General features: G+C 58.0%; 23 protein-coding genes. 15 read left to right on the forward strand and 8 right to left on the reverse strand.

All coding sequences use genetic code 11. The features are described from left to right. Positions 1-52 precede the first annotated feature (52 nt). Together trpA and trpB are read right to left on the reverse strand one after the other, a co-directional pair. Positions 53-859 carry a tryptophan synthase subunit alpha gene (gene trpA / locus RGV06_RS14850; protein WP_019828316.1) on the reverse strand — a complete coding sequence of 269 codons (807 nt, stop codon included), beginning with the start codon at positions 857-859 and terminating at the stop codon, positions 53-55. Continuing rightward, positions 859-2,079 (reverse strand): tryptophan synthase subunit beta, encoded by a 1,221-nt coding sequence (trpB, locus tag RGV06_RS14855; protein WP_322150336.1) that lies wholly within the window; start codon positions 2,077-2,079, stop codon positions 859-861. The genes trpA and trpB overlap by 1 nt, the downstream gene beginning before the upstream one ends. A 113-nt stretch (positions 2,080-2,192) precedes the next feature. Here trpB and RGV06_RS14860 point away from each other — a divergent pair, with 113 nt between their 5' ends. Beyond that, entirely contained in the window at positions 2,193-3,089 is an 897-nt protein-coding gene (locus tag RGV06_RS14860; RefSeq protein WP_322150338.1) for a LysR family transcriptional regulator, read from the forward strand. On the opposite strand, the gene RGV06_RS14865 is transcribed toward RGV06_RS14860, so the two are convergent. After that, complete coding sequence (locus tag RGV06_RS14865; RefSeq protein ID WP_322150340.1) at positions 3,086-3,412, reverse strand: DUF883 family protein; 327 nt, start codon at positions 3,410-3,412, stop codon at positions 3,086-3,088. The two genes, RGV06_RS14860 and RGV06_RS14865, sit on opposite strands and share 4 nt — an antisense overlap. Positions 3,413-3,566: 154 nt before the next feature. On the opposite strand from RGV06_RS14865, the gene RGV06_RS14870 reads away from it, so the two are divergent. Together RGV06_RS14870 and RGV06_RS14875 are read left to right on the forward strand one after the other, a co-directional pair. Continuing rightward, positions 3,567-3,782, forward strand: a complete 216-nt coding sequence (locus RGV06_RS14870) for a dodecin (protein WP_019828312.1) — start codon at positions 3,567-3,569, stop codon at positions 3,780-3,782. Between the two features lie 122 nt (positions 3,783-3,904). After that, positions 3,905-4,129, forward strand: a complete 225-nt coding sequence (locus RGV06_RS14875; protein ID WP_019828311.1) for a DUF1161 domain-containing protein — start codon at positions 3,905-3,907, stop codon at positions 4,127-4,129. Between the two features lie 120 nt (positions 4,130-4,249). Here the strand turns inward: RGV06_RS14875 and RGV06_RS14880 are convergent, their stop codons facing one another. After that, positions 4,250-5,254, reverse strand: a complete 1,005-nt coding sequence (locus tag RGV06_RS14880) for an LLM class flavin-dependent oxidoreductase (protein ID WP_019828310.1) — start codon at positions 5,252-5,254, stop codon at positions 4,250-4,252. 214 nt (positions 5,255-5,468) lie between these two features. Between RGV06_RS14880 and RGV06_RS14885 the strand changes: the two genes are divergently transcribed. Together RGV06_RS14885 and RGV06_RS14890 are read left to right on the forward strand one after the other, a co-directional pair. Next, positions 5,469-5,900: an OsmC family protein gene (locus RGV06_RS14885; RefSeq protein WP_094999634.1), complete on the forward strand. Its 432-nt coding sequence runs from the start codon at positions 5,469-5,471 to the stop codon at positions 5,898-5,900. 158 nt (positions 5,901-6,058) lie between these two features. Then, positions 6,059-6,304, forward strand: coding sequence for a DUF1161 domain-containing protein (locus RGV06_RS14890; RefSeq protein WP_019828308.1), 246 nt, complete (start codon positions 6,059-6,061; stop codon positions 6,302-6,304). Here RGV06_RS14890 and RGV06_RS14895 read toward each other — a convergent pair. Further along, complete coding sequence (locus RGV06_RS14895) at positions 6,296-6,712, reverse strand: hypothetical protein (RefSeq protein ID WP_019828307.1); 417 nt, start codon at positions 6,710-6,712, stop codon at positions 6,296-6,298. The genes RGV06_RS14890 and RGV06_RS14895 overlap by 9 nt on opposite strands. A 182-nt stretch (positions 6,713-6,894) precedes the next feature. On the opposite strand from RGV06_RS14895, the gene RGV06_RS14900 reads away from it, so the two are divergent. Continuing rightward, positions 6,895-7,944 carry an aminopeptidase gene (locus RGV06_RS14900; protein ID WP_322150343.1) on the forward strand — a complete coding sequence of 350 codons (1,050 nt, stop codon included), beginning with the start codon at positions 6,895-6,897 and terminating at the stop codon, positions 7,942-7,944. Here RGV06_RS14900 and RGV06_RS14905 read toward each other — a convergent pair whose 3' ends face one another. Beyond that, positions 7,945-8,580, reverse strand: coding sequence for a dual specificity protein phosphatase family protein (locus RGV06_RS14905; RefSeq protein ID WP_322150345.1), 636 nt, complete (start codon positions 8,578-8,580; stop codon positions 7,945-7,947). Positions 8,581-8,872: 292 nt separating this feature from the next. Here RGV06_RS14905 and RGV06_RS14910 point away from each other — a divergent pair, with 292 nt between their 5' ends. Genes RGV06_RS14910 through RGV06_RS14920 form a run of 3 tightly spaced genes read left to right on the forward strand, consistent with a single transcriptional unit; the run spans position 8,873 to position 12,666 of the window. After that, entirely contained in the window at positions 8,873-9,610 is a 738-nt protein-coding gene (locus tag RGV06_RS14910; RefSeq protein WP_048352560.1) for a gluconate 2-dehydrogenase subunit 3 family protein, read from the forward strand. A 2-nt stretch (positions 9,611-9,612) separates the two neighbouring features. After that, on the forward strand, positions 9,613-11,397 hold the full coding sequence (locus tag RGV06_RS14915) for a GMC family oxidoreductase (RefSeq protein WP_046808814.1): 1,785 nt from the start codon (positions 9,613-9,615) through the stop codon (positions 11,395-11,397). Positions 11,398-11,409: 12 nt separating this feature from the next. Beyond that, complete coding sequence (locus RGV06_RS14920) at positions 11,410-12,666, forward strand: cytochrome c (RefSeq protein WP_322150348.1); 1,257 nt, start codon at positions 11,410-11,412, stop codon at positions 12,664-12,666. A gap of 101 nt (positions 12,667-12,767) precedes the next feature. Here the strand turns inward: RGV06_RS14920 and RGV06_RS14925 are convergent, their stop codons facing one another. After that, complete coding sequence (locus RGV06_RS14925; protein WP_019828301.1) at positions 12,768-13,409, reverse strand: transporter substrate-binding domain-containing protein; 642 nt, start codon at positions 13,407-13,409, stop codon at positions 12,768-12,770. A gap of 139 nt (positions 13,410-13,548) precedes the next feature. Between RGV06_RS14925 and RGV06_RS14930 the strand changes: the two genes are divergently transcribed. Continuing rightward, positions 13,549-13,986 (forward strand): DUF4399 domain-containing protein, encoded by a 438-nt coding sequence (locus RGV06_RS14930; RefSeq protein ID WP_037032682.1) that lies wholly within the window; start codon positions 13,549-13,551, stop codon positions 13,984-13,986. A 59-nt stretch (positions 13,987-14,045) separates the two neighbouring features. Here RGV06_RS14930 and serA read toward each other — a convergent pair whose 3' ends face one another. Then, positions 14,046-15,275 carry a phosphoglycerate dehydrogenase gene (gene serA / locus RGV06_RS14935; RefSeq protein ID WP_019828299.1) on the reverse strand — a complete coding sequence of 410 codons (1,230 nt, stop codon included), beginning with the start codon at positions 15,273-15,275 and terminating at the stop codon, positions 14,046-14,048. Positions 15,276-15,481: 206 nt separating this feature from the next. Here serA and RGV06_RS14940 point away from each other — a divergent pair, with 206 nt between their 5' ends. The 5 genes from RGV06_RS14940 to RGV06_RS14960 all read left to right on the forward strand — a co-directional run bounded on the left by RGV06_RS14940 (position 15,482) and on the right by RGV06_RS14960 (position 20,900). After that, positions 15,482-16,876: an FAD-binding oxidoreductase gene (locus tag RGV06_RS14940; RefSeq protein WP_019828298.1), complete on the forward strand. Its 1,395-nt coding sequence runs from the start codon at positions 15,482-15,484 to the stop codon at positions 16,874-16,876. Between the two features lie 132 nt (positions 16,877-17,008). Next, positions 17,009-17,674, forward strand: coding sequence for a fumarylacetoacetate hydrolase family protein (locus tag RGV06_RS14945; RefSeq protein ID WP_019828297.1), 666 nt, complete (start codon positions 17,009-17,011; stop codon positions 17,672-17,674). A 175-nt stretch (positions 17,675-17,849) separates the two neighbouring features. Further along, on the forward strand, positions 17,850-18,890 hold the full coding sequence (locus RGV06_RS14950) for a DUF5924 family protein (RefSeq protein ID WP_019828296.1): 1,041 nt from the start codon (positions 17,850-17,852) through the stop codon (positions 18,888-18,890). Between the two features lie 79 nt (positions 18,891-18,969). Next, on the forward strand, positions 18,970-20,100 hold the full coding sequence (locus RGV06_RS14955) for an ABC transporter permease (protein ID WP_046808817.1): 1,131 nt from the start codon (positions 18,970-18,972) through the stop codon (positions 20,098-20,100). An 8-nt stretch (positions 20,101-20,108) separates the two neighbouring features. Further along, positions 20,109-20,900: an ABC transporter ATP-binding protein gene (locus RGV06_RS14960; RefSeq protein ID WP_173667411.1), complete on the forward strand. Its 792-nt coding sequence runs from the start codon at positions 20,109-20,111 to the stop codon at positions 20,898-20,900.

Genomic DNA, 20,900 nt, shown 5'->3' on the forward strand with positions numbered 1-20,900 from the left:
AGAGGGAGAGGGAGAGGGAGAGGGTCAGGGTGAGGGTGAGGGCGCTCTTGATCTAGCGGGCGGTACGCACGCCTTCTGCCAGCGCCGCGCACAAACTCAACACACCATCCACCGCCTGTTCAGGGGTCGCTGCATTTTCGATCTTGTCGATCAATGCCGAGCCGACCACTACGCCATCTGCCAGCCGTGCAATCGCCGCTGCTTGTTCCGGGGTGCGAATGCCAAAGCCCACGCTGATCGGCAGGTCGGTATGGCGACGCAGACGCTCGATGGCCGCACTTACCTGTTCAGTGGTGGCTGAACCGGCGCCGGTCACGCCTGCTACGGATACGTAGTACACAAAGCCCGAGCTGCCAGCCAACACGGTCGGCAAGCGCCCGTCGTCAGTGGTCGGCGTGGTCAGGCGGATAAAGTCGATGCCTGCCGCCTGCGCAGGGTCGCACAGCTCACTGTTGTGCTCGGGTGGCATGTCGACCACGATCAGGCCGTCAACGCCGGCAGCGACAGCGTCGGCAATAAACGTTGGCACGCCGTAGTGGTGGATCGGGTTGTAGTAACCCATCAGCACCAGCGGGGTATCGCTGTTGCCTTCACGGAACTCGCGAACCATTTGCAGGGTTTTTGCCAGATTTTGCTTGGCACCCAGTGCGCGAATATTGGCCAGCTGAATCGCCGGGCCATCGGCCATCGGGTCGGTGAAGGGCATGCCCAGTTCGATCACGTCGGCGCCTGCAGCAGGCAAACCCTTGAGGATCGCCAGCGAGGTGGCGTAGTCCGGGTCACCTGCGGTGACAAAGGTCACCAGGGCCGCGCGGTTTTGTTCCTTGAGTTCGGTAAAGCGCGTTTGCAGGCGGCTCATCAGTGCTGCTCCTGTTGAGACTGTTTCATGTGGTGCATCACGGTTTGCATGTCCTTGTCGCCTCGACCCGAAAGGTTGACCACCATCAGGTGATCGGCCGGCAGAGTCGGTGCGCGCTTGAATACTTCTGCCAGGGCGTGGGCACTTTCAAGGGCCGGGATGATGCCTTCAAGGCGGCAGCACTTGTGGAACGCATCGAGGGCTTCGTCGTCGGTCACCGAGGTGTATTCGACGCGACGGATGTCGTGCAACCAGGCGTGCTCAGGGCCGATGCCAGGGTAGTCGAGGCCGGCAGAAATGGAGTGGGCGTCGATGATCTGGCCATCGTCATCCTGCAGCAGGAACGTGCGGTTGCCGTGCAGTACGCCCGGTTCACCGCCGTTGAGGCTTGCCGCGTGCTTGCCGGTTTCGATGCCGTGACCCGCGGCTTCCACGCCGATGATGTCGACGCTGGTGTCATCCAGAAACGGGTGGAACAGGCCCATCGCGTTGGAGCCGCCACCGATGCACGCGACCAGGCTGTCCGGCAGGCGGCCTTCCTGGGCGAGCATCTGGTCGCGGGTTTCCTTGCCGATCACGGCCTGGAAGTCACGCACCATCGCCGGATACGGGTGTGGGCCAGCCACGGTGCCGATCAGGTAGAAGGTGTCGTCGACGTTGGTCACCCAGTCGCGCAGGGCTTCGTTCATGGCGTCTTTCAGGGTGCCGGTACCCGCTACTACCGGGATCACTTCAGCGCCCAGCAGTTTCATGCGGAACACGTTCGCTTCTTGGCGCTCGATGTCGGTGGTACCCATGTAGATCACGCATTGCAGACCAAAGCGGGCCGCCACGGTCGCGGTGGCCACACCGTGCATCCCGGCACCGGTCTCGGCGATGATGCGTTTTTTACCCATGCGTCGCGCCAGCAGGATCTGGCCGATGCAGTTGTTGATCTTGTGCGCGCCGGTGTGGTTCAACTCTTCGCGCTTGAGGTAAATCTTGGCGCCGCCACAGAACTCGGTGAGCCGCTCGGCGTAGTACAGCGGGCTTGGACGGCCCACGTAGTCACGCTGGAAATAGGCCAGTTCCTTGATGAACTCAGGGTCTTTTTTTGCCAGCTCGTACTCGCGATCCAGTTCAAGGATCAGCGGCATCAGGGTCTCGGCTACGTAACGGCCGCCGAATGAGCCAAACATGCCATTGGCGTCTGGGCCGGTACGTAAAGTGGATTGAGTCATGTGACGCTCCAGATAAAAAGTTACGAAGGTCGATGGGCCAGACTTTACCCGCGACAGCCCGGGATGAAAACCGATAAGATCGCCACAACCTGTCAGGAAAACTCACAGATATCATGAGTCGAGATCTCCCGCCCCTCAATGCCCTGCGTGCATTCGAAGCCGCCGCACGCCTGAGCAGTGTCAGCCAGGCAGCTGAGCAGTTGAACGTCACTCACGGCGCCGTCAGTCGACAGCTAAAAGTCCTTGAAGAGCATCTGGGGGTGAGCCTGTTTGTGAAGGAAGGACGAGGCCTCAAGCTCACTGAAGCCGGAATTCGGCTGCGGGATGCCAGCAGCGAAGCCTTCGATCGTTTACGTAATCTGTGCGCAGAACTCACGCAAAGCCAGGTTAATGCCCCTTTCGTCCTCGGCTGCTCAGGCAGTTTGCTGGCGCGCTGGTTTATTCCGCGTCTGGGTCGGTTGAACGCCGATTTACCGGACTTACGCTTGCACTTGTCTGCCGGTGAAGGTGATCTCGACCCTCGTCGCCCCGGGCTAGACGCCTTGCTGGTATTTGCCGAGCCGCCATGGCCCGCCGACATGCAGGTATATGAGTTGGCCAGCGAGCGCATTGGCCCGGTGGTCAGCCCGCGTTATGCCCGTTACGCGCAACTGTGTGATGCCCCGGCCAGCGTCCTGCTCGACGAAGCGTTGCTGCATACCACTTCGCGGCGACAGGCATGGCCAAGCTGGGCTCAACAAAATGCAATCGAGGCAAGGGATTTGAACTACGGGCAGGGATTTGAACACTTGTACTACTTGCTTGAAGCCGCCGTTGCGGGGCTGGGTGTGGCAATTGCTCCCGAGCCGTTGGTGGCGCAAGACCTGCAGGCAGGACGCCTGGCTGCGCCCTGGGGCTTCAACGAAACCCCGGCGCAGCTGACGTTATGGCTGCCCAAGCGCGCCGCAGACGGGCGCGCCCGGCAACTGGCGCAATGGCTCAAGGCTGAGCTTGCGCGCAGCGCAGATTAGTTACCGCGCTTGCTCATCAGGAAGGCCGCCAGCAGGCCCAGCGCTCCGATAGCAACGCCAGCAGTGGCATACGGATGTTCCTGGGCGTACTCACGGGTAGCGATAGCGGTTTCGCGAGTCTTGTCCTTCACTTCTTCGTAGGCGTCGCTGAGCAGGTGACGCGAATGCTTGAGTGCATTCTCGGCGTTGTTCTTGAGCACTTTCAGGGTCTTTTGGGACTCCTCGGAAGCATCGTGCTTGAGGCCTTCCAGAGACTTGAGCAGGCTCTCGATCTCTGCTTCCATGCTTTGCAATGAGGCTTTACGTAGGGAATTGCTAGCCATTAGGGCTCTCCTGCATTGATGAGTGAGGTGCTTGTTAAGTCCGACTACAGAGATTTCAGAAAGTGCAGTTGGCCTGAACTTTTCCGTTCAATTTGCCTACAAAGTATTTAGCACAATCGCTGCTAGGCTTTGATCTACGACAAAGGAGAACGTTATGTCTGACCATCACACCTACAAGAAAGTTGAACTGGTAGGCTCGTCCCCGAGCAGCATAGAAGACGCCATCAGTAATGCACTGGCCGAGGCCAACAAAAGCATCAAACACTTGGAATGGTTCGAAGTGATCGATACGCGTGGGCACATCAAGGACGGCAAGGTTGCGCACTATCAGGTGACGCTCAAGGTCGGTTTTCGGATAGCCAGTAGCTGAAAAGGTGATGGCGTTTTGAACTTACTGGCTGGCCGTTTGCCATAAACTCGGCTACACCGTCTGGGTGCAGCACGGCACATGCTGCGTTGCACCCTTTTCGTTTTGACCGGGGAATGTCACCGATGAAAAAGATTTTATTGGCTGTAGGTTTGCTGAGTCTGGCAGGAACAGCGTTCGCAGCGGGCAAGCCGTGCGAAGAGCTGAAAAGCGAAATCGCGGCGAAAATTGAGGCTAATGGCGCCACGCATTATTCGCTGACTGCTGTGGATAAAGGCACTTCGGCTGACGGCAAAGTGGTGGGTACCTGCGAAGGCGGCACCAAGGAAATCATCTACAAACGCGGCTAATACCCTGTGATGCAATACCTGTGGGAGCGAGCCCGCTCGCGATGCCAGACGGCGCGGTGTTTCAATTGAACCGCGTCGATGCCATCGCGAGCGGGCTCGCTCCCACAGTTGTTTTTTGCCTTACGCCCCTTTCATCACCTGCGACAGCAATTCATATGAGTGAATGCGGTCTGCGTGTTCATACAAATCACAGGTAAAGATCAGTTCATCGGCCTGGGTCTGCTCGACCAGCACATCCAACTGAGCCTTGATTTTCTGCGGGCCGCCGACCATCGCCAGGCCCAGGAAGCTCATCACCGCCTCTTTTTCGTGGGGCAGCCACAATCCGTCCATTGTCTCCACCGGTGGGCGCTGTACCAGGCTTTGCCCACGCATCAACGCCAGAATTCGCTGCTGTACGGAGGTGGCCAGATACTCGGCCTGCTCATCGGTATCCGCCGCGACCAGCGGGATGCCGAGCATCACGTACGGCTTGTCGAGGGTCGCGGAGGGTGTGAAGTGATTGCGATAGACGCGAATCGCTTCATGCATCAAACGCGGTGCGAAATGTGAGGCAAAGGCGTAAGGCAAACCAAGCTCACCGGCCAGTTGCGCACTGAACAAGCTTGAGCCCAGCAGCCAGACCGGAACGTTGGTGCCCGTGCCCGGCATGGCGATGATCCGTTGATCCGGGGTGCGGGGGCCAAGGTAGCGCATCAGCTCGGCCACATCCTGCGGGAACTCATCGGCACTGCCTGAACGCTCGCGGCGCAGGGCGCGGGCGGTCATCTGATCTGAGCCCGGCGCACGGCCAAGGCCCAGATCAATGCGTCCCGGATACAGACTTTCGAGGGTGCCGAACTGCTCGGCGATCACCAGCGGCGCATGGTTGGGCAGCATGATCCCGCCTGAACCCACGCGAATGGTCGAGGTGCCGCCAGCCAGATAACCGATCAACACAGAGGTTGCCGAACTGGCGATACCGTCCATGTTGTGGTGCTCGGCTACCCAAAAGCGGTTATAGCCAAACTTTTCTACGTGCTGTGCAAGATCCAGCGAATTGCGCAACGACTGAGCGGCGCTGCCATTTTCGCGCACAGGCACCAGGTCGAGGGTCGAGAATTTGATGTCAGACAATCGTTTCATCAGCCGGCTACTCCAGGTGGGGTGCAGGTCCAAGCGCTCGCTTGGCCCGCCAGTGATTAAGCAATATGGGCATATACCCGAGATTCAATGGCAAACCGGGAATTGAGTGACTAAAAAAGACGACTGGTCCGACAAGATGAACTTTGTGGAGCCGACTACCCTCACAACCTTAACCATGGCGTGAAACCTTCGCGCCGTTCTTCAGGAGGCACGCATGAGTATCAAAAAGAAAGCATCGGCTCATTGGGCAGGCGACCTTAAAACCGGTATCGGTTCTATTTCCACTGAAACCGGGGTACTGCGCGAAGCGCCGTATGGTTTCAAGGCGCGGTTTGAAGGCGGCAAGGGCACTAACCCCGAAGAGCTTATTGGCGCAGCCCATGCAGGCTGTTTCTCGATGGCACTGTCGATGATCCTCGGTGATGCCGGTCTCAAGGCCGACAGCATCGACACCACGGCTGAAGTGACGCTGGACCAGGTGGATGGCGGCTTTGCAATTACGGCAGTGCATCTGGTGCTCAAGGCCAAAGTGCCCGGCGCAACCCAGGCGCAATTCGACGAACTGACCACCAAGGCCAAAGAAGGCTGCCCGGTGTCCAAAGTGCTGAACGCAAAAATCACTCTGGATGCCACACTGGTGAGCTGACGACTGCGTGCGCCCCGCTTGCCATAAGCGGGGCTGCATTGGTCCGGACAGTTGGTACTCGGCTGCGACAGATCAGTCTTGCGCTGCGCCAGATGTGATCGAATGATCACTGCTCGCGTCAGATCATGACTTAGCGTTCTGCCTCAAGGAGTCTCATCATGAAACGTTTTGCTCTAGCGGTTATTTGCTGCGCCATGGCTACCTCGGCTTTGGCGGCCCCCAAGCCGTGTGAAGAACTGAAAGCCGAAATTGAAGCCAAGATCCAGGCCAATAACGTGTCGTCCTATACGCTTGAAATCGTGACCAACGAAGAGGTCCATGACGAGAACATGGTGGTCGGCTCGTGCGAGTACGGCAGCAAAAAAATTATCTATCAGAACAACGACCGCCAGGCCTCACGGTAAGCAATTGACCAGCCGCTCTTCGGCGACCACCTTGCCCGCTGCGTTGTACAGTCGGGCGTAGGCGTTGAAGCCCAGCGAGCGGGCTTGCAACCGGTAACGCTGACCGGGCTGGAAGTTGTCGTAATTCAAGGTGACGTAGCACAGCCGCTCCTGCGGGTCGCTGAACATGCCCATCCCCCCTACAAACACCTCGAAATCGAAGCGCACCATCAGTTCGTGACTGCCCGGCGTGACTTGAAAGTAGCGACCGTCGGTCATGCGCCGGTTATCCAGACGCTCGGCCATCACCAGCTTGCCGGTTTGGGTTTCAAGGTCAATCCAGGCCATTTTCGGGTCAGCCGAAGGTAGTGGCGTGCTGGCGCAAGCGCTCAGCAGGCAAGCGGTCAACACAAGCAAAAAAGTGCGCATGATGATTTCCAGAAAATTTGTTACATAAGCATAGCGCGCAATGCCGCTTCGCTGCTCAGCCCTCTGTGGGAACCGGGCTTGCCCGCGGTGGCATCGATGCGGTTTGCCTGAAAGGTTGTGCTGCCTGTATCGCGAGCAAGCCCGCTCCCACACTATTGTCACTTTGCCGCCGGGATCGCTTTATGACGCCGCGTGTTCGCTGCCTGCTTGCTCTAGCCCTCATACCGCTGATCAATGGCTGTTCCAGTGCGTCGTATTACTCGCAACTGGCGGGTGGGCAATGGCGGTTATTGCAGGCCCGCGAACCGGTAACCGAGGTCATTGCCGACCCCCAGCGCCCGGCGGCATTGCGTGAGCAATTGGTTAAAGCCCAGGCCGCACGCACCTTTGCCAGCCAGCACTTGCACCTGCCGGACAACCAGAGCTATCGCCTGTACGCCGACCTCAAACGGCCATACGTGGTGTGGAACGTGTTTGTCACACCGGAGTTTTCCCTCAACCCCATTACCCATTGCTTCCCGATTGCCGGGTGCGTGGCCTACCGTGGTTATTACAGTCAGGGGGCGGCGCGAGGGGAAGCGGCCCTCCAGCGTCAGGACGGCAAGGACGTGTTTGTCGGCGGGGTTGAGGCCTACTCGACATTGGGCTGGTTCGATGACCCTATTCTCAACAGCATGCTCACTTGGGGCAATGAGCGCCTGGCGACCCTGATTTTTCATGAGCTGGCGCATCAGCGTTTTTATGTGAAGGACGACAGCGAGTTCAATGAGTCTTTCGCCAGCTTCGTTGAACAGGAAGGCACCCGCCAATGGCGCGCCCATCAGGGGCTTTCGCCCAGCCGCGACAAAGGCTTGCAGCAGCGCAAGCAATTTATCGCGTTGGTGCTCAATACCCGCCAACGCCTGCAAGAACTTTACGCGCAGCCTTTGCCTGCCGATGAAATGCGTCAGCGCAAAGGGGCTGAATTTGCGCGAATGCGCGGGGAGTACCGTCAGTTACGTGATCAGCAATGGGGCGGTAATCCGCGCTTCGATGGGTGGGTCAATTCGCCGATGAATAACGCCAAACTGCTGCCTTTCGGGCTGTATGACCAATGGGTGCCAGCCTTTGCCGCGTTGTTTGAATCCGTAGGGGGCAATTGGCCGCGGTTTTATCAAGAGGTAGAAACACTCGCCCAACTGCCACCGAAACAGCGTAAGGCAGCTCTGGAGCAGTGGGCTGTACGCCAGTAATCAACTGGATTTGAGCCAGCCCTTCACTGCACAGACGGCAAAGGGGCTGGTGCTGCACGCGCCGCTGCTCAAGGCTGCGCGCAATTGCGCGATATCAGCTTTCATCATGTAGCTCGCGCCATCCTTGAAATGCGAGTTCTGGCCAAAGCCGCCCTCGGTCATTTCCTTCAATGCATCTTCTTTGCTCCAGTCCTGCACCACCACGCGGTACATCGCTGCCATCAAACCTGTGCGGTCCACGCCGTGTTTGCAGTGCATCAGCACCGGACCTTTGGTTTGTGCCGTCTGAATGGCACGCAATGCGGCCAGCACATCGGTGTCATCCACATGGTTGGTGCGATAAGGCAACTGGACCTGTGCTACATCGGGGTTCTTGAGCCAGGAGGCATCGGCTTCAGGCAGGAAATTGACCACGGTTGCGATCTGCAACTTTGCCAGCAGCGGCTGTGCATCGCTGTCAGGCAAGGCGCTGCGGTAAAGGGTCGGGGACATTTGATAGAGGTTGTACTGCGCGTCAACAGGTTGAGCCCATTGCGCCGGGCGAACCCGAGTTGTTTCTTCGGCCTGCGCCTGAGGCAATGCTAACGCTGCCAGCCATGTCAGGCACAGGGCGGGAAAAAGCCGGGCTTTGGGCATGTCAATTTGACCACTTCAACAGGGGTTATCAGGAGGTGGCGGCAGATTGAGTCAATCCTGATCAAAACCGTGTGAGCCCTGTGTAAAAAATTCGTGAGAACACACCCCTGGCGGCAGGTGCGGCAAAATTACGCATGAAACGATTCATCAGCGCGCCCGGCCTGTTAGTATTTGTAACCAAATTTTGCATGCGTGTTGTTTTCCTTCGGTCTACACCGACCCGTATCGCTGCCAAAACGAAAAGCTGCCCATGAGCGGCTGTAATCCGTGACTGCCTGATGAGGTGCCCCGCATGTCTGAGCAAGACAACCCCCGGCGTGAGTTTTTGCGCAAAACCCTGACCCTGATTCCAGTGGTCACTGTTGCCAGCACCGGCCTTGGTAGCACGGTGATGATGGCCACGCCTGCGGTCGCAGCGCCTGAACCTGCACAGCGCCCTTCGAGCCCTGGCAAAGCGTATGAGCCGACCTACTTCACGGCTGAGGAGTGGGCGTTCGTAAACGCCGCGGTCGCACGCCTGATCCCTGCAGACGAGCAAGGTCCCGGCGCTCTTGAAGCCGGTGTGCCGGAATATATCGACCGCCAGATGAACACGCCTTACGCCAGTGGTGCGCTGTGGTTCATGCAAGGTCCGTTCAATGCCGACGCGCCGCCCGAGATGGGCTGGCAGAGCAAACTGGTGCCAAAACAGATCTATCGCCTGGGCATCGCTGCCACGGAGGAGCTCTGCAAAAAAGCCTATAACTCAACATTTGCTGGGCTAGACAGCGCTACCCGAGACGAAGTGCTCAAACAACTGGAGGCCGGTACGCCTAAATTCGAGAGCGTCCCGGCCAAGATGTTTTTCAGTTTTTTGCTGCAAAACACCAAGGAAGGCTTTTTTTGCGACCCTATTCACGGTGGCAACAAAGGCATGGTCGGCTGGACCATGATCGGCTTCCCCGGCGCGCGCGCTGATTTCATGGATTGGGTTGAACGCAACGAGCAGTACCCCTTCCCGGCAGTTTCCATCCGCGGCGAGAGGGCTTGAGCATGTCGACCGTTATGAAAAAAGTTGATGCAGTTATCGTCGGTTTCGGCTGGACCGGCGCGATCATGGCCAAAGAACTGACCGAAGCTGGTCTGAATGTTGTGGCCCTAGAACGTGGCCCAATGCAGGACACCTACCCGGATGGTAACTATCCACAGGTGATCGACGAACTCACCTACAGCGTACGTAAAAAGCTGTTTCAGGACGTCTCCAAAGAAACCGTCACCATCCGCCATAGCGTCAATGACGTGGCCTTGCCCAATCGCCAGCTGGGCGCGTTTTTGCCTGGCAACGGCGTGGGCGGCGCGGGTTTGCACTGGTCGGGTGTGCACTTTCGGGTCGACCCGATGGAACTGCGCATGCGCAGTCATTACGAAGAACGCTACGGCAAAAACTTTATTCCCAAGGACATGACCATCCAGGACTTCGGCGTCAGCTATGAAGAACTGGAGCCGTTCTTCGACTATGCCGAAAAAGTCTTCGGAACGTCGGGCCAGGCCTGGACCGTCAATGGCAAGCTGGTCGGCGAAGGCAAGGGCGGCAACCCTTATGCCCCGGATCGCTCCGATCACTTCCCGCTGGTGTCGCAAAAGAACACCTACTCCGCTCAACTGTTTCAGAAAGCGGCCAATGAAGTGGGCTACAAGCCTTACAACTTGCCGTCGGCCAACACCTCGGGGCCGTACACCAACCCCTATGGCGCGCAGATGGGGCCGTGCAATTTCTGCGGTTTTTGCAGTGGTTATGTCTGCTACATGTACTCAAAGGCATCGCCCAACGTAAACATTTTGCCAGCGCTCAAGCCGCTGCCTAACTTTGAGCTGCGCCCTGATGCCCATGTCATTCGGGTCAACCTGGACAGCACCAAGAGCAAAGCCACCGGCGTGACCTACATCGATGCACTGGGCCGCGAGATCGAGCAACCTGCGGACCTGGTGATCCTGGGCGCGTTCCAGTTGCATAACGTGCGTTTGATGCTGTTGTCGGGAATTGGCAAGCCTTATGACCCGAAAACCGGTGAAGGCGTGGTGGGCAGAAACTTCGCCTACCAGAACATGGCCACCATCAAGGCGTACTTCGATAAAGACGTACACACCAACAACTTCATCGGCGCTGGCGGCAATGGCGTGGCCATCGATGACTTCAACGCGGATAACTTCGATCACGGGCCGCACGGCTTTGTCGGCGGTTCGCCGATGTGGGTCAACCAGGCTGGCAGCCGGCCGATTGCGGGCACGTCCAACCCGCCGGGTACCCCGACCTGGGGCAGCGCCTGGAAGCGTGCTACTGCCGATTACTACACCCACCAGGTGTCAATGGATGCCCACGGTGCGCATCAGTCCTACCGTAGCAATTACCTCGATCTGGATCCGGTGTATCGCGATTCCTTTGGTCAACCGCTGCTGCGCATGACGTTCGACTGGCAAGAAAACGACATCAAAATGAACCGTTTCATGATGGAGAAAATGGGCAAGATCGCCGAAGCGATGAACCCAAAAGCCATTGCCCGTATCGGCAAACAGGTCGGTGACCACTTCAATACGGCGTCCTATCAGACCACTCACCTGAACGGTGGCGCGATCATGGGCACCGATCCTAAAACCAGTGCTCTGAACCGTTACCTGCAGAGCTGGGACGTGCATAACGTGTTTGTGCCGGGTGCATCTGCCTTCCCACAAGGTTTGGGATACAACCCGACAGGTCTGGTTGCAGCGTTGACTTATTGGTCGGCCCGGGCGATCCGCGAGCAATACCTGAAAAACCCCGGCCCACTGGTTCAGGCATAAGGAGCGATGACCATGAAAGCATTTGTTATCGCGACCCTGACACTCTTCGTCAGCTTCTCGGCGGTTGCCGCTGACAGTGATCCGCAAGCGTTGGTCAAGCAAGGTGAATACCTGGCTCGCGCCGGTGACTGCGTGGCGTGCCACACCGCCAAGGACGGCAAGCCGTTCGCCGGTGGCCTGGCGATGGAAACCCCGATCGGTACGATTTATTCGACCAATATCACGCCGGGTAAAAGCGGCATTGGCAGCTACAGCTTTGAAGATTTCGACAAGGCCGTGCGCCACGGTGTCGCGCAAAATGGCAGCACCTTGTATCCGGCCATGCCGTATCCGTCCTATGCGCGGGTCAACGAGGCCGATATGCAGGCGTTGTATGCCTACTTTATGAAAGGCGTAAAACCTGTCGAGCAAGCGAATCAGGAGGCTGATATTCCGTGGCCGCTGAGCATGCGCTGGCCGTTGGCGATATGGCGCTGGCTGTTTGCGCCAGCGGTTGAAGACTTCAAGCCGCAAGCCGGGCAGGACGCCGTGCTCAATCGCGGTGCGTATTTGGTGGAAGGCCTTGGGCACTGCGGCGCATGCCACACGCCACGGGCATTGACCATGCAGGAGAAGGCCCTGAGTGCAAGTGACAGCCCGGCATTCCTGTCAGGTAGCGCACCGCTGGAAGGCTGGATAGCGAAGAACCTGCGAGGCGATCACAAGGACGGTCTGGGCAGTTGGAGCGAAGAGCAACTGGTGCAGTTCCTCAAGACCGGGCGCAGTGATCGCAGTGCTGTGTTTGGCGGCATGAGTGATGTGATCGTACACAGCATGCAGTACATGTCCGAGGCTGATCTCACCGCTATCGCTCGTTACTTGAAGTCGTTGCCTGCGGTTGATCCAGCAGACGCGCCCCATCAGTACGATCCCGCTGTCGCGGATGCCCTGTGGAACGGTGACGACAGCAAGCGCGGTGCTGCGGTGTATATCGATAACTGCGCGGCTTGCCATCGCACTGACGGTCACGGCTACACCCGAGTGTTCCCTGCTCTGGCGGGCAATCCGGTGTTGCAGTCGGACGACCCGACGTCGCTGATCCATATCGTACTTAAGGGTGGGACGTTGCCTGCGACGCATACGGCGCCGTCGACCTTCACCATGCCTGCTTTCGACTGGCGCTTGTCGGATCAGGAAGTGGCCGATGTGGTCAATTTCATCCGCACCAGTTGGGGCAACAAGGCGGGTGAAGTGAAGGCCGGGGATGTTAAGGCGATTCGCACACCCTGAGTATTGGGTGGGAGCGGGCTTGCTCGCGATGCAGTTGACTCGGTATGCCTGAATTACCGATTCGATCCCATCGCGAGCAAGCCCGCTCCCACAGTGGGTATTCAGGGTTGTTTTGCACCCATCCCGAACCACTTCTGGGACAAGGCCTCCAACCGGCCATCGGCCTTGATCCGCTGCAGTGCCTTGTCCAGGCTGGCCTGGAACGCCGGGTTGCCTTTCTGGAAGGGAATGGCCAAGGCAACTTCCTCATCCGTGACCGGCGCTTTCTGCGCTACGGTTACCAATGGCCCGCGGTCGACAAACGTGTTGCCCTGAACTACGCCTAATGTCTGGCCCTGCAACGTGGCAAGGCTGTTGGGTGAGCGCGGCGGTTCTTGTCGAGCTATCGTCTGCGCTTGTATGTGGCTGTAAGGCTCGCTGAAGTCGAAACGATCTTGAAGTTCGGGAGTCAAAGCGATGTGGTTGATGGCGACATCGTATTTGCCGCTCTCAACGCCCGGCAGCAGGTCATTGCTGTCAGTGACCAGAATGGAGGGATGCACATCCAGTTCCTGAGCCAGCAGCTCGCCCAACTCCACGTCAAAGCCGGTCAAGCGTCCGTCCTGCTTGAAGCTGAATGGAGCCATGTCAGCTTCAAGGGCGATGCGCAGTTCACCTCGGTCGTTCACGTCGTCGATCAGTTCGGCTTGAGCAAAAGGGCTCGCCAATGGCAGTAAAAGCATCAGGCCTGGCAGGAAACGCATGGACACTCCTTTGAATGTGTTGCAAGCGATTCGCATCGAGCGTGCGCTTTGCTTTATGTTGGTCAGTTGCGGCGTTGGACAACAGATTGGCTCAAAGTTGTCCGGCGCCGAAGAATTTTGCAAAAAACCGGAGAAAAAAATGAAAGCTCTACTGTCTCGTGTTGCGTTGGCTTCTGTGTTGATGGGCGCTTCGGTCATGGCCACAGCGGCTGGCCTGGAATCGGAGCCGGCTCCTAAAGGCGCCAAGGTTTTCATCGTTGAACCTAAAGACGGTGCAACCGTTGATCAAACGTTCACCGTCAAATTCGGCATCGAAGGTATGCCTCTGGCGCCTATTACCGAGGCGACCCCTCACGCAGGCCACCACCACCTGCTGATTGACGTCGACCAGTTGCCAGCCGAAAACGCGCCTATCCCGGCCGATGCCAACCATATCCATTTCGGCAAGGCACAGACCGAAACCCAGGTGACCCTGCCACCCGGCAAGCACACCCTGCAATTGGTGCTGGGCAACCAGGTACACGTGCCGTTCAAGCCAAGCATCGTGTCGAAGAAAATCACGGTTGATGTGAAATAAGTATTTTCGACGGATAAAAAAAGGGAGACCCGAGGGTCTCCCTTTTTTGTGACGCGCGTTTAGAACAAAACGCGGCAACGGATAGTGCCGTTGACGGTCTGCAACTTCTCTTGCGCCAGGTCCGAAGACTCTGCATCTACGTCGATCACTACATAGCCAACTTTTTCGTTGGTTTGCAGGAACTGACCGGAGATGTTGATCCCGTTTTCGGCGAAGATCTTGTTGATTTCGCTCATCACACCCGGGATGTTCTCGTGGATGTGCAGCAGACGGTGCTTGCCAGGGTGAGCCGGCAGGGCCACTTCCGGGAAGTTCACGGACGATACCGAAGTACCGTTGTCGCTGTACTTGACCAGTTTCTCTGCCACTTCCAGACCGATGTTGGCTTGCGCCTCAGCGGTGGAACCGCCGATGTGCGGGGTCAGGATCACGTTGTCCAGGCCGCGCAGCGGGCTTTCGAACACGTCGTCGTTGGAGCGCGGCTCAACCGGGAACACGTCGATAGCGGCGCCGATCAGGTGCTTGTCCTTGATCGCGTCAGCCAGGGCGTCCAGTTCAACTACGGTGCCACGTGCGGCGTTGATCAGAATCCCGCCCTTTTTGATGGCGCGGATTTCTTTTTCGCCGATCATCCACTGGGTGGCTGCGGTTTCAGGCACGTGCAAGGTGACGATGTCGGACATGCCCAACAGATCGTGCAGATTACCGACCTGAGTCGCGTTGCCCAATGGCAGCTTGGTCACGGTGTCGTAGAAGAACACTTGCATGCCCAGGCCTTCAGCCAGTACCGACAGCTGAGTGCCGATAGAGCCGTAGCCGACGATACCCAGCTTTTTGCCGCGGATTTCGAAGGAGTTGGCTGCGCTTTTGATCCAGCCACCACGGTGGCAGGAAGCGTTTTTCTCAGGGATGCCACGCAACAACAGGATCGCTTCAGCCAGCACCAACTCGGCCACCGAACGGGTGTTGGAGTACGGTGCGTTGAAAACAGCGATACCGCGTTCGCGAGCAGCGTTGAGGTCGACCTGGTTGGTGCCGATGCAGAAACAACCAACAGCGACCAATTTCTTGGCGCAGTCGAACACTTCTTCGGTCAGCTGGGTACGAGAACGGATGCCGATAAAGTGGGCATCAGCGATCTTTTCCTTCAGCTGGGCTTCAGGCAAGGAACTGGTGATGTACTCAATGCTGGTGTACCCGGCAGATTTGAGCACTTCAACAGCGGATTGGTGGACGCCTTCCAAAAGAAGGAACTTGATCTTGCTCTTATCGAGAGAAGTCTTGCTCATCTGCGTAAACCTGTGTCCCAGAGAAAAAATGGCAGGGAATGGACAGCGAGAGCTGACCTGGCCGGCGTGAAGACCGGCACCGAGAATCGTCCTACGGCTCGATTCTGCGGGGGGGTCGTATGCTAGCATAAGCGCCCCGCTAAACACCCATTCCTGCGACGTGAAGCGTTCTCAGGATGACCATGAATTGTTCGAGAGTTCTGTTGATGACCCATCCTGCCTTGATTGATGAGCTAAAGACCCTGGTAGAGCCTGGCAAGGTCCTGACCGACGCCGACTCCCTTAATGCTTACGGCAAGGATTGGACCAAGCATTTCGCCCCGGCCCCGCTGGCCATTGTGTTCCCGAAAACCACTGAACAAGTGCAGGCCATTGTGCTGTGGGCAAACGCTCATGACGTCGCATTGGTGCCGTCGGGTGGCCGTACCGGTTTGTCCGCCGCAGCCGTGGCCGCCAATGGCGAAGTGGTTGTGTCGTTCGACTACATGAATCAAGTGCTGGACATCAACCTGACCGATCGCACCGTGGTCTGTCAGCCGGGCGTGGTCACCGAGCACCTGCAAAACCTCGCCGAAGAAAATGGCCTGTACTACCCGGTGGATTTTGCTTCGGCAGGTTCCAGCCAGATTGGCGGCAATATCGGCACCAATGCCGGCGGAATCAAGGTGATTCGCTACGGCATGACCCGTAACTGGGTCGCGGGCATGAAAGTCGTGACCGGCAAGGGCGACGTGCTGGAATTGAACAAGGACCTGATCAAAAACGCCACCGGCTACGACATGCGCCAGCTGTTTATCGGCGCTGAAGGCACCCTGGGCTTTGTGGTGGAAGCCACCATGCGTCTGGATCGCGCCCCGAAAAACCTGACGGCGATGGTGTTGGGTACGGCCGATTTCGACTCTATCATGCCGGTGTTGCATGCCTTCCAGAGCAAGCTGGATCTGACGGCTTTTGAGTTCTTCTCCGACAAGGCCCTGACCAAAGTCATGGACCGTGGAGACGTGCCTTCGCCGTTCGAGACCGACTGCCCGTTCTACGCGCTGCTGGAATTCGAAGCGACCACCGAAGAAGTGGCCAACGCCGCACTGGAAACTTTCGAACATTGCATGGAAGAAGGCTGGGTCCTCGATGGTGTGATGAGCCAGAGCGAAACCCAGCTGCAAAACCTGTGGAAATTGCGCGAGTACATCTCCGAGACCATTTCCCACTGGACGCCCTACAAAAACGACATTTCGGTCACTGTGTCGAAAGTCCCGGCATTCTTGAAGGAAATTGATGCGATCGTTGGCGAGCACTACCCGGACTTCGAAATTGTCTGGTTCGGCCACATCGGTGATGGCAACCTGCACTTGAACATCCTCAAGCCTGAAAACCTGAGCAAGGACGAGTTCTTTGCCAAGTGCGCGACGGTGAACAAGTGGGTATTTGAAACCGTCGAGAAGTACAACGGTTCGATCTCTGCCGAGCACGGCGTTGGCATGACCAAGCGCGATTACCTGACCTACAGCCGTTCGCCGGTCGAGATCGAGTACATGAAAGCGCTCAAGGCCGTGTTCGACCCAAAGGGCATCATGAACCCCGGCAAGATTTTTGCGGTTTAAACCATAGCGTGTAGTCGCTGCCGCAGGCTGCGAAAGGAATCGCAGGGGCTTCAAGAAACGGATTGCTCCGCAATCCTTCGCAGCCTGCGGCAGCGACTACACACAATCAGCATCCATCAGCGGAGTCGGTCAATGAGCTATCAGCACCAGTATGTCGACGGTACCCGGATTCACTTTCCTATCGGTAAAGTGGTGTGCATCGGCCGCAACTATGCCGAACACGCCAAGGAACTGGACAACCCGATCCCGTCTGAACCCCTGCTTTTCATCAAGCCGGGCAGTTGTGTCGTTCCACTGGACAGCAGTTTCACGATTCCGACCGAACGCGGCTCCGTGCACTACGAAGCAGAAATCTCGGTGCTGATCGGCAAGCCTTTGTCGAATAACCCAAGTGCTGAAGAAGTGCTGGATGCTATCTCCGGTTTTGCGCCGGGGCTGGACCTGACCCTGCGCGACAAGCAGACCGAGCTCAAGGGCAAGGGTTTGCCTTGGGAAATCGCCAAATCTTTCGACGGCGCCTGTGTACTGGCCCCTTTCGTACAGAGCAGCACCTTTCCTGATCTGGCCGACATCGGCATTCGCCTGACCATCAATGGTGAAGTGCGCCAGGACGGCAGCAGCGCCCTGATGCTCAACCCGATTGTGCCGATGATCCAGCACATGGCAGCGTGTTTCTCGCTGCAAGCGGGCGATGTCATCATGACCGGGACTCCGGTGGGCGTTGGTCCGCTGAATGTGGGCGATGAGTTGGTACTGGAACTGACCGGCGCCAGCCGCTTCGAAAGCAGCGTGCGTTAAGCGTACGTTGTAGGAGCGGGCTTGCTCGCGATGGTCTCACCACGGTTTGCCTGACAGACCGCAGCGACTCAATCGCGAGCAAGCCCGCTCCCACGGTGTCATGAAGTCCCGGACGCGGAGCGCCTAAAACGCTATTCTGTCGAGGATATTTCCTATACAGAATGTGAACTGCCGAATGCCTAACTGGAACCTCCACATACAGCGCGTCCTTGAGTTGATGAAGCGCTATCCAGGGCTCATTGCGGCGTTTGGTTTTTGCTCGGGCGTGGGCAGTTTTATTCTGGTGGACCGTCAGCAAGGCATGGCCCGCTGGATCGCCGTGATCCTGTTGGTGAGCTGGGTCTGGCTGATGCTGGAAAACAGCTTGACCCAGCTATTCAGCCGGGTATTCAAGCGTGAAATCCCCCCGCCGCTGCTGCGTTATGCGACCCAGATGATCCATCAGGAAAGTCTGTTTTTCGTATTGCCGTTTTTCTTTATCACCACCACCTGGAACAGCGGGCAGCTTGTCTTTACCGGGCTACTGGGTGTGTGCGCACTGATCACCATCACTGACCCTCTGTATTACAAATGGCTGGCCCCCCGGCGCTGGCTATTTTTGGCGCTGCACACCCTCGCCCTGTTCGCCGCGATGCTGACAGCGTTGCCGGTCATCCTCAATCTGACCACCGCCCAGAGCTACAAACTGGCGCTGGGTACCGCCGTGCTGCTGTCAATCCCCAGCCTGGCTGTGAGCCTGCCATTGAAGACCTGGCGCGGCTGGCTGGTGCTGCCACTGATTGTTCTTGCCCTGGGCGGCTCCGGCTGGCTGCTGCGCTCCTGGGTGCCGCCCGCCACACTGTGGATGACCGAAGTGGCCGTCACGACCCAGCTGCAAGACCGCACACCGGGCGAGAGCATCGAGCAAATCAGCGTCAGCGAGCTACGTAGCCGTGGGTTGTACGCGTACACCTCGATCAACGCCCCGCGCGGCTTGAACGAGCGCATTTATCACGTGTGGCAACTCAATGGCCAGGAAGTCGATCGCATCGCCCTGGATATCCATGGCGGGCGCAAGGAGGGCTATCGCGCCTGGACCCACAAGCAGAATTTCCCGCCCGATCCGGTGGGTCGCTGGCAAGTCAGGGTGCTGACTGAAGATGGACAGATGATTGGCGTTTTGCGCTTTCGGGTTAACCCAGATCAATCTGTGCCTGCGGTTGTTCCGTCAAACTGAAACACTTTTGCAGGATTGTGCTATTACATAAGGTCTGCGTTTCAACGTACTGAGCTGGGAGCTTAAGACTATTACGGCCATGGCGGGCAATGCCCAACTAGACACTTCCAGTAATCCGGCGCGGCTGCTGATCAGCGGCGACTGGACCCTTGCCCATTACACTCGTCTCAAGCAGCAGACCGAGCAGTTGGTGGGCAAATACGATGAGCAGACCGCCATCAACCTCGATGCGGTGACCGGTATCGATACGGCGGGTGCGTCACTGCTGGTGGAATTGTTGGGCGCTGAGCGCGTCAGCCAGTTGACCCAAACCGCACAAAAGCTCCCCGCCGCCGACCGCGCCTTGCTGCAAACGGTCTATTCCTCAATGCGTGATTTCTGTGTGCCGGTCAAAGTCGCACCGCAGAACGTCGGCATCCTGTTGCTGAGCCGTATCGGCAGCGCGGTCTACAAACTGTGGCAAGACACCCTGCAATTGCTGGGCTTTATCGGGCTGATCCTGCAAACCCTGGCGCGTAATCTGTTTCGACCCAAGCAATGGCGCATCACGCCAGTGGTGGCACACATTGAGCAGATCGGCCTCAACGCCGCGCCGATCGTGGTGCTGCTGACCTTTATGGTGGGCGCGGTGGTGGCCTTTCTCGGCGCTACGGTGCTGGCCAGCTTTGGTGCGGGAATCTTCACCGTTGACTTGGTGGCGTTTTCCTTCCTGCGGGAATTCGGTGTGTTGCTGACCGCCATTCTGCTGGCGGGTCGAACGGCCAGTGCTTTTACGGCACAAATCGGCTCAATGAAAGCCAACGAAGAAATCGACGCCATTCGCACCCTGGGCCTCGATCCGATGGACTTGCTGGTGCTGCCGCGGGTTCTGGCCCTGTTGATCGCCCTGCCGCTGCTGACCTTCCTGGCCATGATGGCGGGCATCCTTGGCGGCGCCGTGGTGTGTGTCATCTCGCTGGGTATTTCCCCGGACATGTTTATTTCGCTCCTGCACTCCGACATCGGTGTTAAGAACTTTTTGGTGGGCATAGCCAAAGCGCCCTTTTTTGCCTTTTTGATCGCTGCAGTGGGCTGCCTTGAGGGGTTTAAAGTCAGCGGCAGCGCCGAATCGGTCGGCGCCCACACCACGTCCAGCGTGGTGCAATCGATCTTTATCGTGATCGTCCTCGACGCCGTAGCCGCGTTGTTCTTTATGGAGATGGGCTGGTGAGTACTTCCCTGCGCAAGCCCGGCGAGGCGGTGATCGAGGTGCGTGATCTGTGCAACCGCTTTGGCAGCCAAAGCGTGCACGAACACCTCGACCTTGATGTGTACAAAGGCGAAATCCTGGGCGTGGTTGGCGGCTCCGGTACTGGCAAATCGGTGCTGCTGCGCAGCATTGTCGGCTTGCGTCGACCCACTGAAGGGCAAGTGCGGGTGTTTGGCCAGGACTTGATGAACCTCCACGAGGCCGAGCGCTCACGGATCGAACGGCGTTTTGGCGTGTTGTTCCAGGCAGGGGCGCTGTTTTCTTCGCTGACCGTGACCGAAAACATCGCCCTGCCCCTGATTGAACACGCAGGGCTAAGCCGTCCTGATGCTGAGCACCTGGCATGCGTGAAGCTGGCGCTGGCCGGACTGCCGTTGTCGGCCGCCGACAAATACCCGTCTTCGTTGTCGGGCGGGATGGTCAAGCGCGCCGCGCTGGCCCGAGCGCTGGCGCTGGACCCGGACATCCTGTTTCTTGATGAGCCCACCGCCGGGCTCGATCCGATTGGTGCGGCGGCATTCGACCAACTGATTCTGACCCTGCGCGATGCGCTGGGCCTGAGCGTGTTTCTCGTCACCCATGACCTGGACACGCTGTACACCATCACGGACCGGGTGGCTGTGCTGTCGCAAAAACGGGTGCTGGTGGCGGCACCCATCCGCGAGGTCGAAGACTTCAACGACCCTTGGATTCACGAATATTTCCATGGCCCCCGTGGCCGCGCCGCATACGAAGCGGCAACCCAGCGTAAGGAGCAATGA

The organism is Pseudomonas sp. CCI3.1 (assembly GCF_034313985.1).
GTDB classification, from domain to species: Bacteria; Pseudomonadota; Gammaproteobacteria; order Pseudomonadales; family Pseudomonadaceae; genus Aquipseudomonas; species Aquipseudomonas psychrophila.